The 16,117-nt window shown below is 65.8% G+C and carries 10 protein-coding genes and 1 riboswitch; of the genes, 7 read left to right on the top strand and 3 right to left on the bottom strand.

The window, feature by feature from the left end; genetic code table 11:
* Window positions 1–197: 197 nt before the first annotated feature.
* Together metH and ACYVKQ_RS16585 are read right to left on the bottom strand one after the other, a co-directional pair.
* Window positions 198–3,941, bottom strand: a complete 3,744-nt coding sequence (gene metH, locus ACYVKQ_RS16580; RefSeq protein ID WP_460676465.1) for a methionine synthase — start codon at window positions 3,939–3,941, stop codon at window positions 198–200.
* Between the two features lie 70 nt (window positions 3,942–4,011).
* Window positions 4,012–4,128: riboswitch (SAM riboswitch) on the bottom strand.
* Window positions 4,129–4,320: 192 nt separating this feature from the next.
* Window positions 4,321–4,443: a hypothetical protein gene (locus tag ACYVKQ_RS16585; RefSeq protein WP_460676466.1), complete on the bottom strand. Its 123-nt coding sequence runs from the start codon at window positions 4,441–4,443 to the stop codon at window positions 4,321–4,323.
* Between the two features lie 282 nt (window positions 4,444–4,725).
* On the opposite strand from ACYVKQ_RS16585, the gene ACYVKQ_RS16590 reads away from it, so the two are divergent.
* The 7 genes from ACYVKQ_RS16590 (at window position 4,726) to ACYVKQ_RS16620 (ending at window position 14,322) form a co-directional block, all read left to right on the top strand.
* Complete coding sequence (locus ACYVKQ_RS16590) at window positions 4,726–5,808, top strand: PA14 domain-containing protein (protein ID WP_460676467.1); 1,083 nt, start codon at window positions 4,726–4,728, stop codon at window positions 5,806–5,808.
* Between the two features lie 190 nt (window positions 5,809–5,998).
* A complete protein-coding gene (locus tag ACYVKQ_RS16595) occupies window positions 5,999–7,135 on the top strand; it encodes an alkene reductase (RefSeq protein ID WP_460676468.1) in 1,137 nt (378 codons plus the stop codon).
* A 285-nt stretch (window positions 7,136–7,420) separates the two neighbouring features.
* Window positions 7,421–8,266, top strand: coding sequence for an SDR family oxidoreductase (locus ACYVKQ_RS16600; RefSeq protein WP_460676469.1), 846 nt, complete (start codon window positions 7,421–7,423; stop codon window positions 8,264–8,266).
* Between the two features lie 100 nt (window positions 8,267–8,366).
* Window positions 8,367–8,960, top strand: coding sequence for a gluconate 2-dehydrogenase subunit 3 family protein (locus tag ACYVKQ_RS16605; RefSeq protein WP_460676470.1), 594 nt, complete (start codon window positions 8,367–8,369; stop codon window positions 8,958–8,960).
* Window positions 8,961–9,063: 103 nt separating this feature from the next.
* Window positions 9,064–10,749, top strand: coding sequence for a GMC family oxidoreductase (locus ACYVKQ_RS16610; protein ID WP_460676471.1), 1,686 nt, complete (start codon window positions 9,064–9,066; stop codon window positions 10,747–10,749).
* A gap of 178 nt (window positions 10,750–10,927) precedes the next feature.
* Window positions 10,928–12,265 carry a family 1 glycosylhydrolase gene (locus tag ACYVKQ_RS16615; RefSeq protein ID WP_460676472.1) on the top strand — a complete coding sequence of 446 codons (1,338 nt, stop codon included), beginning with the start codon at window positions 10,928–10,930 and terminating at the stop codon, window positions 12,263–12,265.
* 104 nt (window positions 12,266–12,369) lie between these two features.
* Entirely contained in the window at window positions 12,370–14,322 is a 1,953-nt protein-coding gene (locus ACYVKQ_RS16620) for a T9SS type A sorting domain-containing protein (protein WP_460676473.1), read from the top strand.
* A gap of 229 nt (window positions 14,323–14,551) precedes the next feature.
* Here ACYVKQ_RS16620 and ACYVKQ_RS16625 read toward each other — a convergent pair whose 3' ends face one another.
* Window positions 14,552–16,060 carry a catalase gene (locus tag ACYVKQ_RS16625; protein ID WP_460676474.1) on the bottom strand — a complete coding sequence of 503 codons (1,509 nt, stop codon included), beginning with the start codon at window positions 16,058–16,060 and terminating at the stop codon, window positions 14,552–14,554.
* Between the last annotated feature and the right edge of the window lie 57 nt (window positions 16,061–16,117).

The following is a 16,117-nucleotide window of genomic DNA, read 5'->3' on the forward strand; positions in this document are numbered from 1 at the left end:
TCCCCAGGTGAGGAGTAATCGGGGGACAATCACAGGCGGCGTGATTGTCGTGGGCCGTCATGCCAAGGGCGCTTAAACATGACGTTGTTGAGGCGGTATTCTAAAGGGTTGAAACAACCATCCGACGCCAGGCCAACCGCTTCCGCGCCGGCTACAGGGCGTCCCCTTCTGCATGCAGAAGGGGACGCCCTGTAGCCTTAATCCGCAGTAGCCGTCACCGCTTCGGCGGAGGGCTCATAGTTCAGGTTCGGCGACAACCACCGCTCCAGTTCGGCAAACGGCATCCCCTTGCGCCGGGCCAGGTCGGCCACTTGGTCCTGCCCGATGCGGCCGAGCCCAAAGTAGCGCGCGTCGGGGTGGGCGTAGTAGAAGCCGCTGACCGCGGCCGTGGGGTGCATGGCCAGGTTTTCGGTGAGCGTGATGCCCGTCTGCTCCGCGCCACCCAGCAGCTCGAACAGCGTAATTTTCTCGGTGTGGTCGGGGCAGCCGGGGTAGCCGGGCGCCGGCCGGATGCCGCGGTATTCCTCTTTGATCAGGTCTTCGTTGGTGAAGTGCTCCTGCGGGGCGTAGCCCCACAGCTCGCGGCGCACCCGCTCGTGCAGGCGTTCGGCCAGGGCTTCGGCGAGGCGGTCGGCCAGGGCCTTGGCCAGGATGGCGGAGTAGTCGTCGTGCTGGCGCTCGAACTCGGCCACCAGCTCGTCTAGCCCGATGCCGGCCGTGACGGCGAAGCCGCCGAGGTAGTCGGCGCGGCCGGAGTCTTTCGGGGCCAGGAAGTCGGAGAAGGCGAGGTAAGGCAGGCCGGCCGCCTTCAAACTCTGTTGGCGCAGGGTGAAGGTTTCGGCCTGCACGCGCTGGCGGGTGTCGTCCTGGTAGATTTCGATGGTATCCGAATCCACCGTGTTGGCCGGCCAGAAGCCCACCGTGGCGCGGGCCCGGATCAGCTTTTCGTCGATGAGGCGCTGCAGGAGCACCTGCCCATCCTCGAACAGCCGGCGGGCGGCCTCGCCGTAGGTCGCGTCGTCGAGGATGCGCGGGTAGCGGCCCTTTAGCTCCCAGGCGTGGAAAAAAGGCGTCCAGTCGATGTAGTCCAGTAGCTCGGTCAGCGGGTAGTACTCGAACACCCGGGCGCCGAGGAAGCTGGGCTTCACGATGTCGGCGGCGGCCCAGTCGGCCTGGAACTTCTGCCGGCGCGCTTCCTCGATGGGCACGTAGTCCTTGTTGCGCTGGCGGCCGGCGTGGTCGTCGCGCAGCTGCAGGTACTCCCGAGCCACGTCGTTGGCAAAGGCGTCGCGGCCCAGGCCCAGCAGTTGCGAGGCCACCGGCACGGCGCGCGAGGCGTCGTTGACGTGAATCACTGGTCCGCCGTAGGCCGGCGCGATGCGCACGGCCGTGTGCAGGCGTGAGGTGGTAGCCCCGCCGATGAGCAGGGGCACGCGCAGGCCGCGCTTTTCCAGGGCCTGGGCCACGTACACCATTTCGTCGAGCGAGGGGGTAATCAGCCCGCTCAGGCCCACGATGTCAGCCTGCAGGCGCTCGGCTTCGCTGACAATCTTTTCCAGCGGCACCATCACGCCCAGATCGATGACCTCGTAGTTGTTGCAGGCCAGCACCACGCCCACGATGTTCTTGCCGATGTCGTGCACGTCGCCTTTCACCGTGGCCAGCAACACCTTGCCGGCTGTTTGCCGGGCCTCGGTGCCGCCCGACAGCGCCGCCGCGTCGCGCTCGGCCTGCATGTAGGGCTCCAGCCAGGCCACGGCGCGCTTCATCACGCGGGCCGACTTCACCACCTGCGGCAAAAACATCTTGCCCGCCCCGAACAGGTCTCCCACCACCGTCATGCCGGCCATCAGGGGGCCTTCGATGACGGGCAGCGGCCGGCCGAGTTGTTTGAGGGCTTCCTCGGTATCGGCTTCGATGTAATCAGTAATGCCCTTCACCAGGGCGTGCTCCAGGCGCTTCTGCACCGGCCAGCCGCGCCAGGCTTCGGCCTCCACGACCTTGGCCGCGGCGCCGCCCTTGGTCAGGCTCAGCAGCTCGCCCAGCTGCACGAGGCGCTCGGTAGCATCGTCGCGGCGGTCGAACAGCACGTCCTCCACGGCTTCGAGCAAGGGCTTGGGCACCTCGTCGTACACGGCCAGCTGGCTGGGGTTGACGATGCCCATGTCCAGCCCGGCTTTGATGGCGTGGTAGAGGAAGGCCGCGTGAATGGCCTCGCGCACGGGGTCGTTGCCGCGGAAGGAGAACGACACGTTGCTGACGCCGCCGCTGGTGAGGGCGCCGGGCAAGTGCTGCTTGATCCAGCGCACGGCCTCAATGAAGTCGATGGCGTAGCGGCGGTGCTCCTCGATGCCGGTACCCACGGTGAGGATGTTCGGGTCGAAGATGATGTCCTCGGCCGGCAGGCCTACCTCCTCGGTCAGGATGCGGTAGGCGCGCTGGCAGATGTCGATGCGGCGCTGGAAGGAGTCGGCCTGGCCCTGCTCGTCGAAGGCCATGACGATGACGGCGGCCCCGTAGGCGCGCACCAGCCGGGCGTGGTGCTTAAACACTTCCTCGCCTTCCTTCAGCGAAATGGAGTTGACGATGCTCTTGCCCTGGGTGCACTTCAGGCCGGCTTCGATGACCTCCCACTTCGAGGAGTCGATCATCAGGGGCAGGCGGGCCACGTCGGGCTCGGAGGCAATCAGGTTCAGGAAGGTGGTCATGGCCTCCACGGAATCGAGCAGGGCCTCGTCCATGTTCACGTCGAGCACCTGGGCGCCGCCTTCCACCTGGGCGCGGGCCACGGCCAGGGCTTCTTCGTACTGGCCGGCCCGGATCAGGCGGGCAAAGGCCCGGGAGCCGGTCACGTTGCACCGCTCGCCCACGTTCACGAATAGGCTTTCGGGGTAGATATTCAGCGGTTCCAGCCCGCTCAGGCGCGTGGCCCGGGGCCGCACTGGCAGCGGGCGCGGGGCGTAGCGGTCGGTGAGCTTCGAGGCCTCGGCAATGTGCAGCGGGGTGGTGCCGCAGCAGCCGCCCACGATGTTCACCAGGCCTTCCTGGAGGTACTCCTCCAGCACGGCCGCAAATTCCTGGGCCGATTCGTCGTAGCCGCCGAAGGCGTTGGGCAGCCCCGCGTTGGGGTAGGCCGATACGTAGCAGTCGGCCAGGCGGCTCAGCTCCTGCAGGTACACCTTGAGCTGCTTGGCCCCAAGGGCGCAGTTCAGGCCGATGCTCAGGATGGGCAGGTGGCGCATGGAGTTCCAGAACGCCTCCACCGTTTGGCCCGACAGGGTGCGGCCCGAGGCGTCGGTGATGGTGCCCGATATCATGATGGGCACCACGCGCCCGCCCTCGTCGAAGAAGCGCTGGGCGGCAAACAAAGCCGCTTTGGCGTTCAGGGTGTCGAAGATGGTTTCGATCAGCAGCGCGTCGCAGCCGCCGTCAATGAGGCCGCGCACCTGCTCGTGGTAGGCCGTGGCCAGCTCGTCGAAGCTGACAGCGCGGAAGCCCGGGCGGTTCACGTCGGGCGAGAGCGAGGCCGTGCGGTTGGTGGGTCCGATGGCCCCGGCCACGAAGCGCGGGCGCTCGGGCGTGCTGTACTCATCGGCGGCGGAGCGGGCCAGCCGGGCGGCCTCGTAGTTCAGCTCGTACACGATGTGCTCCAGGGCGTAATCGGCCTGGGCCACGGTGGTGCCCGAGAAGGTGTTAGTTTCGACGATGTCGGCGCCCGCGGCGAAGTACTCGGCGTGAATGCCGCGCACCACGTCGGGGCGCGTCAGACAGAGCAGGTCGTTGTTGCCGCGCAGGGGCTTGGGATGATCCTGAAACCGCGTCCCGCGGAAGTCTTCCTCGGTGAGCTGGTGGCGCTGAATCATGGTGCCCATGGCGCCGTCGAGCACGAGCACGCGCTGGCGGAGCAGATCGGCGAGGGGGGAGGCGGGCAGAGTCGGCATGTGGCTTTCGGAATTGAGGTGCGCAAAGCGCTATCCAGAAAGCCCCGGCAACCCGAGAAGGTGCCGGTTCCGCTCATCTTTTCCGAACGCGGCTTGCGCCGCCTCGGATGGGAGTTAGCACCTCTGCCGCAGCGGCTGGTTGCTAAGACGTCACAGGGCCCAGTCCCTCAGTCTTTCTGGATAAGCTGTAGCGAAGATAAACGACGCTCCAGTAATTAGCAAATCAAGTAAATATAATATTGTTAAAATCATATGGAAAATAAACCTGCGGAGCATCCGGGCCAAACGGCAGCGGCAATGCGCCACCGGCTATGAGCGGCGCAAAAAAAGCCCCGGCACCGTAGCGGGCCGGGGCGGTTAGCTGGCTGCGGAAGCCGAATTAGTCTTTTTTGACGCAGTTCGGGACGGTCTTGCCTTCCTTCTTCTTGGTGCCTTGCTGCTCGTAGCCTTTCCAGCACGGATCGTCTTTTTTATGGGAAGCGGTGGCTTTCTTAGTCGGCATGGGAATGGAGTAAGTGGCTGGGTGAATCACACTTACCCCAGGAAGTACGGCATTCCCCCGTTCTTGTTGGACTCCACGCAGCTTGTTCGATCAGCAGGCCCTGGCAGCAGACGCAAACTCATTTTTTGTCGTTCAACCGTGTAGGGCGCTTCGCCGCCAATGAGCAGTACGACGCGCCGCCAGCCGCATCCGCCCGACATTTGACTGGGGCTACTTTGCGGCCGCAGCAGACCACCGCCCGCGGCCCGTTGGGTACCGAACACGAACCGATCTACTTGCACCATGCGCACCGTTACGCTTCTGAGCCTGCTGCTGCTGGCCCGAATGGCCGGAGCCCAAACCGCCGCCCTACCCACCGGCACGGGGCTGCAGGCGGCTTACTACAACGGCACCAACTTCGAGCAACTGGTGCTGCGCCGGCGCGACGCAGCCATCGATTTCAGCTGGAACAAGCGGCCGCCGGTGCCCGGACTGGGGGCGGAGTATTTTTCGGTGCGCTGGGAAGGCTACCTGCTGGCTCCGACGACGGGCGTGTACGAGTTTTCGACGGTGATGGACGACGGGCTGCGGGTGTGGCTGGGCAGCAAGCTGCTCCTCAACGCTTGGCGCGAGCAGGACCACGTGCCCGCCGTGGTGCGCATCCGCCTGGAGGCGGGGCGCTACTACCCGCTGCGCGTGGACTACTTCCAAACCATCCTCGATACCCGGGCGCTGCTGCGCTGGCGCTTGCCCACGGGCGGCGCGCCAGTGGCCGTGGGCAGTGCCCATTTGTTTGCGGCGCTGCCTGCTTCGGCCCGGCCCATACCGCCCGCGCCGGCGGCACCGCCGCCGGGCCCCGTGCCCGCTCCGACCGTGGCAACCACCCCGCCGGCACCCCAACCCGCCATGGCCACGCGGCCCCGGGCCGCGAGCCGACGGGCGGCTCCTGCGGCCCGGCGGGCCGCGGCCGCGCCGGCCGTTGCCAGCGTACCGCCCGTAGCCGCGCCCCCGACCGACTCGCTGCCCGACCTGACGACCCTGAACACGGGCACGGCGCTGACCCTGCGGCACCTGTACTTTGAGCAGGGCAAGGCACGCCTGCTGCCCACGTCGCAGCCCGAGCTGAACCGGCTGGTGCGGGCACTGCGGGCGCAGCAGGCGCTGCGCTTCGAAATAGCCGGGCACACCGATAACGTGGGCGACGCCGCGAAAAACCAGCAGCTTTCGGAGCAGCGCGCCCGGGTAGTGCGGGCCTACCTGGTGCAGCGCGGCATCGACTCGGTGCGGCTGACGGCGGTGGGCTACGGCGGCGCGCGCCCCGTGGCCGACAACCGCGACCCGCAGCAGCGCCCGCGCAACCGCCGGGTGGAGCTGGTGGCGCGCTAGCCGGGCTCGCCGTACCGGCAATTGTTTCGGGCAGCGCGGTACCCTGCAAGAAACCGCCCGCGTGGCCGGGAGCCATAACCTGCAGCCCGATTTTGGGGTTTGAGTGCCATTGTGCCCACGTCGGGCCCTTGACAACCTTGAACCCAGAGCCACCAGCCGCATTCGGCAGGGGCCAATTTGACAGACTATTATGAGCCACCACACTCCGCTTCTGCTCTCGCCCTACAAGCTGGGCGCCATCGAGCTGGCCAACCGCCTGGTAATGGCGCCGATGACGCGCAGCCGGGCCACCAACCCGGGCAACGTGCCCACCGATTCCATCGTCACCTACTACCAGCAGCGCGCCACGGCCGGCCTCATCATCACCGAAGGCTCGCAGGTGTCCGCGCAGGGCGTGGGTTACATCAATACGCCCGGCATCTACACCCAGGAGCAGGTGCAGGGCTGGAAGCGCGTGACCGAGGCCGTGCACGCGGCCGGCGGGCGCATTTTCGTGCAGCTCTGGCACGTGGGCCGCGTGTCGCACCCGGCCTTTCACAACGGCGAGCTGCCGGTGGCGCCCTCGGCCATCAAGCCCGAGGGCGTGAAGGCCTTCACCGGCCAGGGCTTTGAGGAAGTGCCGACGCCCCGCGCCCTGGCGCTGGAGGAAATTCCGGGCGTGGTGGAGCAGTTCCGCCAGGCCGCCCGCAACGCCGCCGCCGCCGGCTTCGACGGGGTGGAAATCCACGGCGCCAACGGCTACCTGCTCGACCAGTTTCTGCAGGACGGTGCCAACCAGCGCACCGACGAGTACGGCGGCAGCGTGGAAAACCGCGCCCGCTTCGTGCTGGAAGTGGTGCAGGCCGTGGTCGATGAGCTCGGTGCCGACCGCGTGGGCATCCGCCTCTCGCCCCAGGGCAGCAGCAGCATCCAGGATTCCGACCCGGTGGGCACGTTCAGCTACGTCACCGAGCAGCTGAACCGCTTCGGCCTGGCCTACCTGCACGTCATCGAAGCCCTGCCCGGCCACCCCATGGCCCGCAAGCCCGGGGCCGAGGCCGTGGCCCCGCACCTGCGCCGCATCTTCCAGAATACGTTTATCCTGAACGGCGGCTACACCCAGGAAACGGCCGAGGAGGCGCTGGCCGGCCAGGAAGCCGACCTGATTGCCTTCGGGGTGCCCTTCATTGCCAACCCCGACCTGGTGGAGCGCTTCCGCAGCGGCGCGGCCCTCAACCAGCCCGATTTTGCCACCTTCTACGTGCCCGGCGACAAGGGCTTCATCGACTACCCCTCGCTGGCCGAAACCGAAGCCGCGCCGGCGGCCGTCGATTACCAGAACAACTAGCAGGCCGCAGCACCTGCGCCGAAGCCCCGGTTCCGCCCTGCGGAGCCGGGGCTTTTTGCTGCGCGCAACAAGGCAGCGCGGCCGATGGCGGACGGCGTCCGTAGCGGATGCTCGGCTTTCCGTCGAGCTTTTGCGTACGACGAAAAGACCCCTACACCTGACGCCTGCGCAACCATGGCCGCCAAGAAACCCGCCGCCCCCCAAACTGCCGCCAAGCCGGCCTCAAAGTCGACCGCCCCCCGAGCTGCCGCGTCTAAAAGCGACAAACGGCCCACCGCGGCCCAAATGAAGCAGCACGCCGAGAAGCTGCCCTATCCGGCCCGGCAGGCTGATATGAAGCTGCAGCCGCAGTCGGCGCTGTCGGGCTACCGTGCGGCCGGTAAGCTGCAGGGTAAAATCGCCCTCGTGACCGGCGCCGATTCGGGTATCGGGCGGGCCGTGGCCCTGGCGTTTGCCTTGGAAGGTGCCGACGTGGCCGTGCTCTACAACGAAAACGACGTGGACGCGCAGGAAACGCAGCGGCTGGTGGAGGCCCAAAAGCGCCGCTGCCTGCTGCTGAAGCTGGACGTGCGCGACCCGGAGCAGTGCAAGCAGGCCGTACGCCGCACCACCAAGGAGCTGGGCGGGCTGAACGTGCTGGTCAACAACGCCGCGTACCAGATGAGCCAGGAGAAGTTCGAGGACATTCCGGAGGAGCAGATCCGCCGCACTTTCGACACCAACATCCTCGGCTACATCTGGATGGCGCAGGCCGCTATTCCGCACCTGAAGAAGGACGATTGCATCATCAACACGGGCAGCATCGTGGGGCTGACGGGCATTCCGATTTTGGTGGACTACTCCTGCACCAAATCGGCCATTCACGCCCTGACCAAAAGCCTGGCGCAGTACCTGGGTGAGAAAGGCATTCGGGTGAACTGCGTGGTGCCCGGCCCCGTCTGGACACCCAATATTCCGGCCACCATGCCGCTGGAGGAAATCGAGAAGTTCGGCCACGAGGTGGCCCTGCAGCGTCCCGGGCAGCCCGAAGAAATTGCGCCGGCCTACGTGCTGCTCGCTTCGCAGGACGGCTCGTTCATGACCGGCTCGCTGGTGCACGTGACCGGCGGCAAGCTGAGCAGCGACCAGTAAGTCTGGGGTATGAAGGGAGAAGGGCAGGAGTGTAAGAGTTGGCCGAACAGTAGCTCTTTCCTGCCCTCCCAACCTCATAAACTCAATAACTTCTACCCTCATGCCTTATCCAATCGGCACCATCCGGGCGCTGCTCGAATCGCCGCACGTAAGCGAAGCCACCCGCGCGGCTTTGCTGGAGCGCCTCGATGCGCCGTCCTACGCGCCGCAGTTCTTCGACGCCGACACTTACCGCCTGCTGCAGGCCGTGTGCCAGCGGCTGCTGCCCCAGCCCGACCGCCCGACCGACGCCATCGACCTGGCGGCCGGCATCGACGCGCGCCTGCTGAGCGGGCGCTCCGACGGCTGGCGCTACGACGTGCTGCCGCCCGACCGCGAAGCCTACCGCTTGGGCCTGGGCGGGGTGCAGCAGGCCGCCCGAGTGCAGTTTGGCCGCGACTTCATGGCGCTGACCGGGGACGAACAGGACGCGGTGCTGGCCGCCGTGCAGGCCGGCACGGCCTCCGGCGAGGCCTGGCTGCAGCTATCGGCGGAGCGCTTCTTTGAGGAGCTGCTGGCCGAGGCCACTATTCTCTACTACGCGCACCCCCTGGCCCAGGAGGAAATCGGTTACGCCGGTATGGCCGACCTGCCCGCCTGGTCGCGCATCGGCCTTGAGGAGCGCGAAGACCGGGAGCCCGAAGAAGTGAACTAGTGAAGTGGTGAAATGGTGAGTTTGACGTGCTGACGTTGCTCCGTTTCTCCACCTGCCGCTCACTAGTTCATCCCCTAACTATTTCACCACCTGCCACACCAAAATGCCCGACGAAGAAGAACTCATTGAAGAAGGCGTAGTCAGCCCGGTGCAGCCCGACGTGCAGGACCCGCTGCTGCGCCAGCTGCTGAAAGACCAGCCCGCCCCGGCCGACACGACCGCCCCCCAACCCGCGCCGCTGCCCGCGCCCGCCGACGAGGTCGACTGCGTGGTCATCGGCACCGGGGCGGGTGGGGCGCCGCTGCTGGCCCGCCTGACCCTGGCGGGCCTGAAGGTGGTGGCCCTGGAGGCCGGCCCGCGCCACGAGCCGCGCCGCGACTTTGCCACCGACGAGCAGGCGCAGGCTTTCCTGTTCTGGAACGATGAGCGCCTTTCCGCCGGCCGCGACCCGCTGTCGTTCGGCAATAACAACTCCGGCACCGGCGTGGGCGGCAGCACCCTGCACTACACCGCCTACACCCCCCGCGTGCAGCCCGACGACCTGCGCCTGCGCTCGGAGTTCGGCGTGGGGCAGGACTGGCCCCTGAGCTACGACGACCTGGCGCCCTACTACGACGAGCTGGAGTGGCTGCTGGGCGTGTCCGGGCCTTCGCCTTATCCCTGGGGGCCCGAGCGCCGGCGCGGCTACCCGCTGCCGCCGCTGCCGCTCAACGGAGCGGCGCAGCTCATGCAGCGCGCCTGCCAGCAGCTGGGCATCCGCACCTCGCCGGCGGCCAACGCGGCCCTCTCCGCGCGCTACTACCAGGAAGGCATTGGCTGGCGCGAGGCCTGCACCAACCGCGGCTTCTGCCAGGCCGGCTGCTCCAACGGGGCCAAAGCCAGCATGGACGTCACCTTCATTCCGCTGGCCGAGGCCCACGGCGCGGAAGTGCGCGCGGGCTGCTTCGTAACGGAAATTGAGCGCGACGAGCAGGGCCGCGTGACGGGCGTGGTGTACCAGCAGGACGGGCAGGAGCACCGGCAGCGGTGCCGCACGCTGTTTTTGTGCGCCGGTGCGGTGGAAACGCCCCGGCTGCTGCTGCTCAACGAGCTGGCTCTGAGCAGCGGACACGTGGGGCGCAACCTGATGGCCCACCCCGGCCTGCAGCTCTGGGGCACCTTCCAGGAGGACGTGCGGCCCTACAAGGGCATTCCGGGCGGGCTGATTTCGGAAGACACGCACCGGCCGGCGGACGCGGACTTCGCCGGCGGCTACCTGCTGCAGAGCATCGGGGTGATGCCCGTCACCTTTGCCGCCCAGGTGGCGCGCGGCCGCGGCCTGTGGGGCCCGGCCCTGCGTGAGTACCTGCGCCAGTACAACCACGTGGCCGGCATCAACATCCTCGGGGACTGCCTGCCGCACGCCGACAACTACCTGGAGCTGAGCGAGGAAAAGGATGCCCGGGGCTTGCCTAAGCCGCGCGTGTACTTCACCAACCAGGAAAACGAGCAGCGGATGCTGACCCACGCGGAGCGCACAATGCGCCGGATCTGGGAAACGGCCGGTGCCCGCGACCTGTGGACGTTTTCGCGCTCGGCCCACGTCATCGGCACCTGCCGCATGGGCCTCTCGGGCGACGACGCGGTGGTGGACGCCGACGGCCGCTGCTTCGACGTGCCCAACCTCTACATCTGCGACAATTCCGTCTTTCCCAGTGCGCTAAGCGTCAATCCGGCCCTGACCATCATGGCCCTGAGCCTGCGCACGGCCGACCGGTTTCTCGCTAAGCAGCTGCGCCGCGACGCGTAAGACGCCGTGACCGGTACCGCGGCTGCGCGGCGTCCGCGCCACGAGGTAGCGAAACGGGGCCGGCGACCCTGCAACCACACACGCCAAGCAACATCAATCCGGAAGCAAGCGCGCCGCTTGAGCTAAACCCTCCCCACCGCCGGGGAGGACCGCTGCTGCCACCCGCCAACACCCTGCCATGCCCCAGAATTTTCTCACCCACATCAAGCACAAATTCGGCGACGGGCACTACGCCGGCGACGAATTCGGCGGGGCCGCCGGCCACGACGGCCGCGGCCTGCCCACCGGAGCACCCGGCAACTTCATGTTCGCCACCGGCATCGAGTGTTCGTACCCCACCATCGACCACGGCCGCACCCGCCGCGACCAGCTGGCCGAAACCGACCACTACGCCCGCTACAAGGAAGACTTGGGCCTGGTGCGCGAGCTGGGCCTGAAAGTGCTGCGCTACAACCTGCCGTATTACCTCATCCACAAAGCGCCCGGCCGCTACGACTGGGAGTTTGCCGACCTGGCCATGGCCGAAATCCAGCGGCTGGGCATCACGCCCATCCTCGATTTGATGCACTTCGGCGTGCCCGACTGGGTGGGCAACTTCCAGAACCCCGAGCTGCCGGTGCATTTTGCCGAGTACTGCGGCGCGGTGGCCCGGCGCTACCCCTGGGTGCGCTTTTATACGCCCGTCAACGAGATTTACGTGACGGCCCGGGCCTCCGCCAAGGACGGCATCTGGAACGAGCAGCTCAAAGACGACCGCGCCTTCGTGACGGCCATGAAGCACGTCACGGCGGCCAGCATCATGGGCACCCAGCAGATTGCCCAGCACCGGCCCGATTGCGTTATCGTGCAGAGCGAATCGGCCGAGTACATCCACGAGATGCGCGCCGTGCCTTCCGAAGAAATCTGCCTCACCAACAAGCTGCGCTTTCTGTCCCTCGACCTGCTCTACGCCCACCCGCTGGACTCGCAGGTGCTCCTGTATTGCCTCGATAACGGCCTGACGCGGGAGGAGCTCAACTGGTTTATGGCCGGCGAGCCGCCCGGCTACCAGATCATGGGCAACGACTACTACGGCCGCAATGAGCGCATCATCAAGCCCAACGGCGACTGGTGCGCGGCCGAAGACGTGCTGGGCTGGTACACCATGACGCGCCAGTACTACGAGCGGTACCGCAAGCCGGTGATGCACACCGAAACCAACACCTTCAACAAGGAAGACGCCGAGTGCTGGCTCTGGAAGCAGTGGGTCAACGTGATGCGCATTCGCCAGGACGGCGTGCCCGTCGTCGGCTTCACGTGGTACTCCCTGCTCGATCAGCTCGACTGGGACATCAGCCTGGCCGAAAAACGCCTCAGCGTGAATGCCTGCGGCCTCTACGACCTGGACCGGAAAATCAGGCCGGTAGGGGAAAGCTACAAGATGATGATCCGCGAGTTTGGGCAGATCACCATGGTGCCCCACGGCGAGCTGTTCGAAATAACGCCCAAGCCGGCCACGCTGAAAGTGGATGTGTAAAACGAAAAGCTACCCGGCGCGCTGGAACTTTGCCGATTTTGGATGATATTGGGCTTCCAAGTGCTTCTACGCCTTTTTCACTCACCTTTTTCTTTTTTGATTGCATGACAACATCACTACACAAACGTTTGCTGCGTGCTGGTAGCCTGCTGCCGCTGGCGGCACTGGGCTGGCTGCCCGTGCACCAGGCGCAAGCCCAGGGCCTGAACTACCAGGTAGCGGGTGCCGTCAATACCACTACCGCTTACGCCGATCTGGGTACGGCGGGCACGGTTATCACCACGGCCAACACCGACGACGCGAACTCCACGGCGCAACCCATCGGTTTCTCTTTCAGCTACAACGGCGCTACGTTTACCGATTTCGTGCTCAACACGAACGGCATCATGCGCCTGGGCACGGCTGCTCCATCGGTGGCCAACCTGTTTGCTAACTTCGAAGCCAACCAGGCCCCCGGTATCGACCCGACCAGCAGCACCAGCACGGCCAACGTGAACCTGCTGGCCCCGTTCAACTTTGACTTGGAATCGGGAACGGCGGCAGGCGGCGCTGAGTACCGGGTTGCCACCACCGGCGCGGCTCCAAACCGGGTGTGCACGATTCAGTGGAAAAACGTGCGCGACAAGGCTGGTATCGGTGCCACCGGTGCTGCTGCTCAGTACGACAGCTTCAGCTTCCAGGTGAAGCTGTATGAAACCAGCAACAACATCGAGTTCGTGTACGGCCCCACCACGCCGGGCGTAACCGGTGCCGACGGGCTGCGCTTCGCCACCGTAGGCATCAAAGGCTCGGGCGCCAGCGCCGGCCAGACCGTATTGGTGAACAAGACCTCTTCGGCCGCTGCTTGGTCGACGGCCGTGTTTATCACCGGTGAATACGGTGCTTCGGCCTTCAACTACCGCCGCGCCTCGCCGGCCGATGCCGGCCGCACGTTCCGTTTCGTACCTGCCGTATTGCCCGCCAACGACATTGCCGTAGCCGGCATTTACTCGCTGGGTCAGATTTCCTCCACGTACTACCCCGCACACGTAGTTACTGCCACGGTAACCAACAACAGCGCTACCACGAAGACCAACATTCCGGTAACCCTGACGGTAGCCGGCGTGAACACGTTCACCAACGTGCAGACGGTGGCTTCGCTGGCTTCGGGTGCTTCCACTACGGTGTCGTTTGCCGCTTACCCGCTGACGACCTCGGGCGCCAACACGCTGACGGTGACCGTGCCGGCTGACGACGTGGCGACCAACAACAGCAAAACCTTCGCCCAGAACGTGTCGACCGACCGTCTGTCGTACATCGAGGCCGGCCAGCCTTTCGCGGGCAGCATCAGCGTGAGCAGCACGACTGCCGGCGGTTCGTTGGCCGTTCGCTTCAATGCCATTACCCCCACGGTGGTTAACAGCATCAAGCCGACCTTCACCGGCGCCCCCACGGGCGCTGCCCCCACCTACCGAGTGGATCTGGTAACGGCGGCTGGTGCCAGCAGCACCCCGACGGGTACGGTGCTCTACTCTTCTCCCGTATTGACGCGTCCGACCGTAGCTGCGACTCCCGTCACGGCTAATATCTCGGTGCCGAACGTTGCAGTGCCGGCTGGTGACTTTTTCGTGGTATTCCGTGAGGTGAGCGGCGGTGTTGCCCTGGCCTACCAGTCGGAAGACCCGCTGCGCGCCAACACCTTCTACTTCCAGACCTCCGCTACGGGTGCCTGGACCCTGGTCAACACCACCACGCTGCGCACGCGCATCGCTGTGGAGCTGGGCCTGGGTACCGTTACCGCTTCGCGCCAGGAACTCGGTGCCGGCCAGCTGGCCGTATTCCCGAACCCGGCCGTATCGGGCGACTTCACCGTGAGCCTGCCGGCCATTGCTGACCAGCGCACGGCGCAGATCACCCTGCTGAACACCCTCGGCCAGCAGGTGCACACCCGCACCGTACAGCTGCTCGCCGCTGGCACCCAAGCCAAGGTGGACGTAAGCAGCCTCGCCAAAGGCCTCTACACCCTGCGTGTACAAGCCGGCGGTCAGGTGGCCACCAAGCAGGTAGTAGTAGAATAATTCCCGCGGGCCGCAACACTGCGGTCAGCCACTCTGAAAAGCCCGGCTTCTGCGCAGAAGCCGGGCTTTTTCGTTTCCATCACCAAGGCCGGTAGTTTACCGCACCACGGCAGCTACTGATTGCCCAAACGCACCTGGCATTGGATAGTCAGCAAAGACCAAAAAAGCCGGGCCCCACTGAGGCCCGGCTTTTTCGGGGCTGGGCAATCAAGGACTGAAGTCCTCCAGGCTATACCGTCGCCTCGGCCGGAGCTTGGTGCGTCGGCATGGTGATGTTCAAGCCCAGGCCCTGCGCAATGGCCATGCCCAGGCCGATGTCGGCGCGGAACCAGTGGCAGAGCTGGCGCTGCAGAATCTCTTCGCGCTTGGGGCCACCCACGCCGCTCATCGCGCCCACGATGTTCGTGATGGTGTTGCGCTGCGCCTCGGGCGTCATCAGGCGAAATAGCGCGCCGGGCTGCGAGTAATGGTCGTTTTCGCCGTGGGCGTTGCGGTCGTAGCGGTCGGCGAGGCCGTGCAGCTCCTCGGCCGGCTCGCCCACGCTCGGGTCCTCCGCGGGGCCGTCGAAGGAGTTGGGGAAGTAGTTGGGGCCGGCGCCGCCGTTGTCGCCCAGGGCCATCTGCCCGTCGCGCTGGTAGTTGGAGAAGCCGAAGGGGCAGCGGTTGACGGGCAGGTGCTCGTAGTTGGTGCCCAGGCGGTAGCGCTGCGCGTCGGGGTAGCCCAGCAGTCGGCCCTGCAGCATCTTATCGGGCGAGTAGCCGATACCGTCGACCACGTGGGCCGGGGCAAAAGCAGCCTGCTCTACGTGGGCGTGGTAGTTCACGGGGTTTTCGTTCAGCTCCAGCACGCCTAGCTCGTGCAGGGGGTAGTCGGCGTGGGGCCACACCTTCGTCAGGTCGAAGGGGTTCAGGCGGTACGCCGCGGCATCGGCCTGAGGCATGATCTGCACCTTCAGCGTCCAGCGCGGGAAGTCGCCGCGCTCAATGGCTTCGAACAGGTCGCGCTGGGCAAAGTCCGGGTCCAAGCCCTTCATTTCAGTGGCTTCCTCAGCCGAAAAGTTCTTGATGCCCTGCTCCGTGATAAAGTGGAATTTGACGTAGCACCGCTCGTTCTGCGCGTTGATAAACGAAAACGTGTGCGAACCGAAGCCGTGCATGTGGCGGTAGCCGTAGGGCGTGCCGCGGTCCGACATCAGAATGAGCACCTGGTGCAACGATTCCGGGTTCAGCGACCAGAAGTCCCACATGGCCGTAGCCGACTTGCAGTTGGTTTGCGGGTCGCGCTTCTGGGTGTGGATGAAGTCGGGGAACTTCACCGGATCCTTCACGAAGAACACCGGCGTGTTGTTGCCCACCAGGTCCCAGTTACCGTCTTCGGTATAGAACTTCACCGCGAAGCCGCGCGGGTCGCGCTCGGTATCGGCCGAACCTTTTTCGCCGCCCACGGTGCTGAAACGCAGAAATACGCGCGTCTGCTTGCCCACTTCCGCGAACAGCTTGGCGCGGGTAAACTGCGTCAGGTCGTTGGTCACGGTGAACGTGCCGTAGGCGCCCGAGCCTTTGGCGTGTACTACGCGCTCCGGAATCCGCTCGCGGTTGAAATGGGCCAGCTTCTCGTGCAGCAGGTAGTCCTGCAGCAGCACAGGGCCGCGCGGGCCGGCCGTTTGCGAATTTTGGTTGTCCCAGATGGGGCGGCCGGCAGCCGTGGTGAGGCGCTTCGGCTTCTGTTGTTCAGACATCGTTGGCAGCGGTTGGTTTGTTGAGGTGCTGCAAAGTTGCGGGCCTACTATTTATAA

It is taken from the genome of Hymenobacter coalescens, from assembly GCF_054783195.1.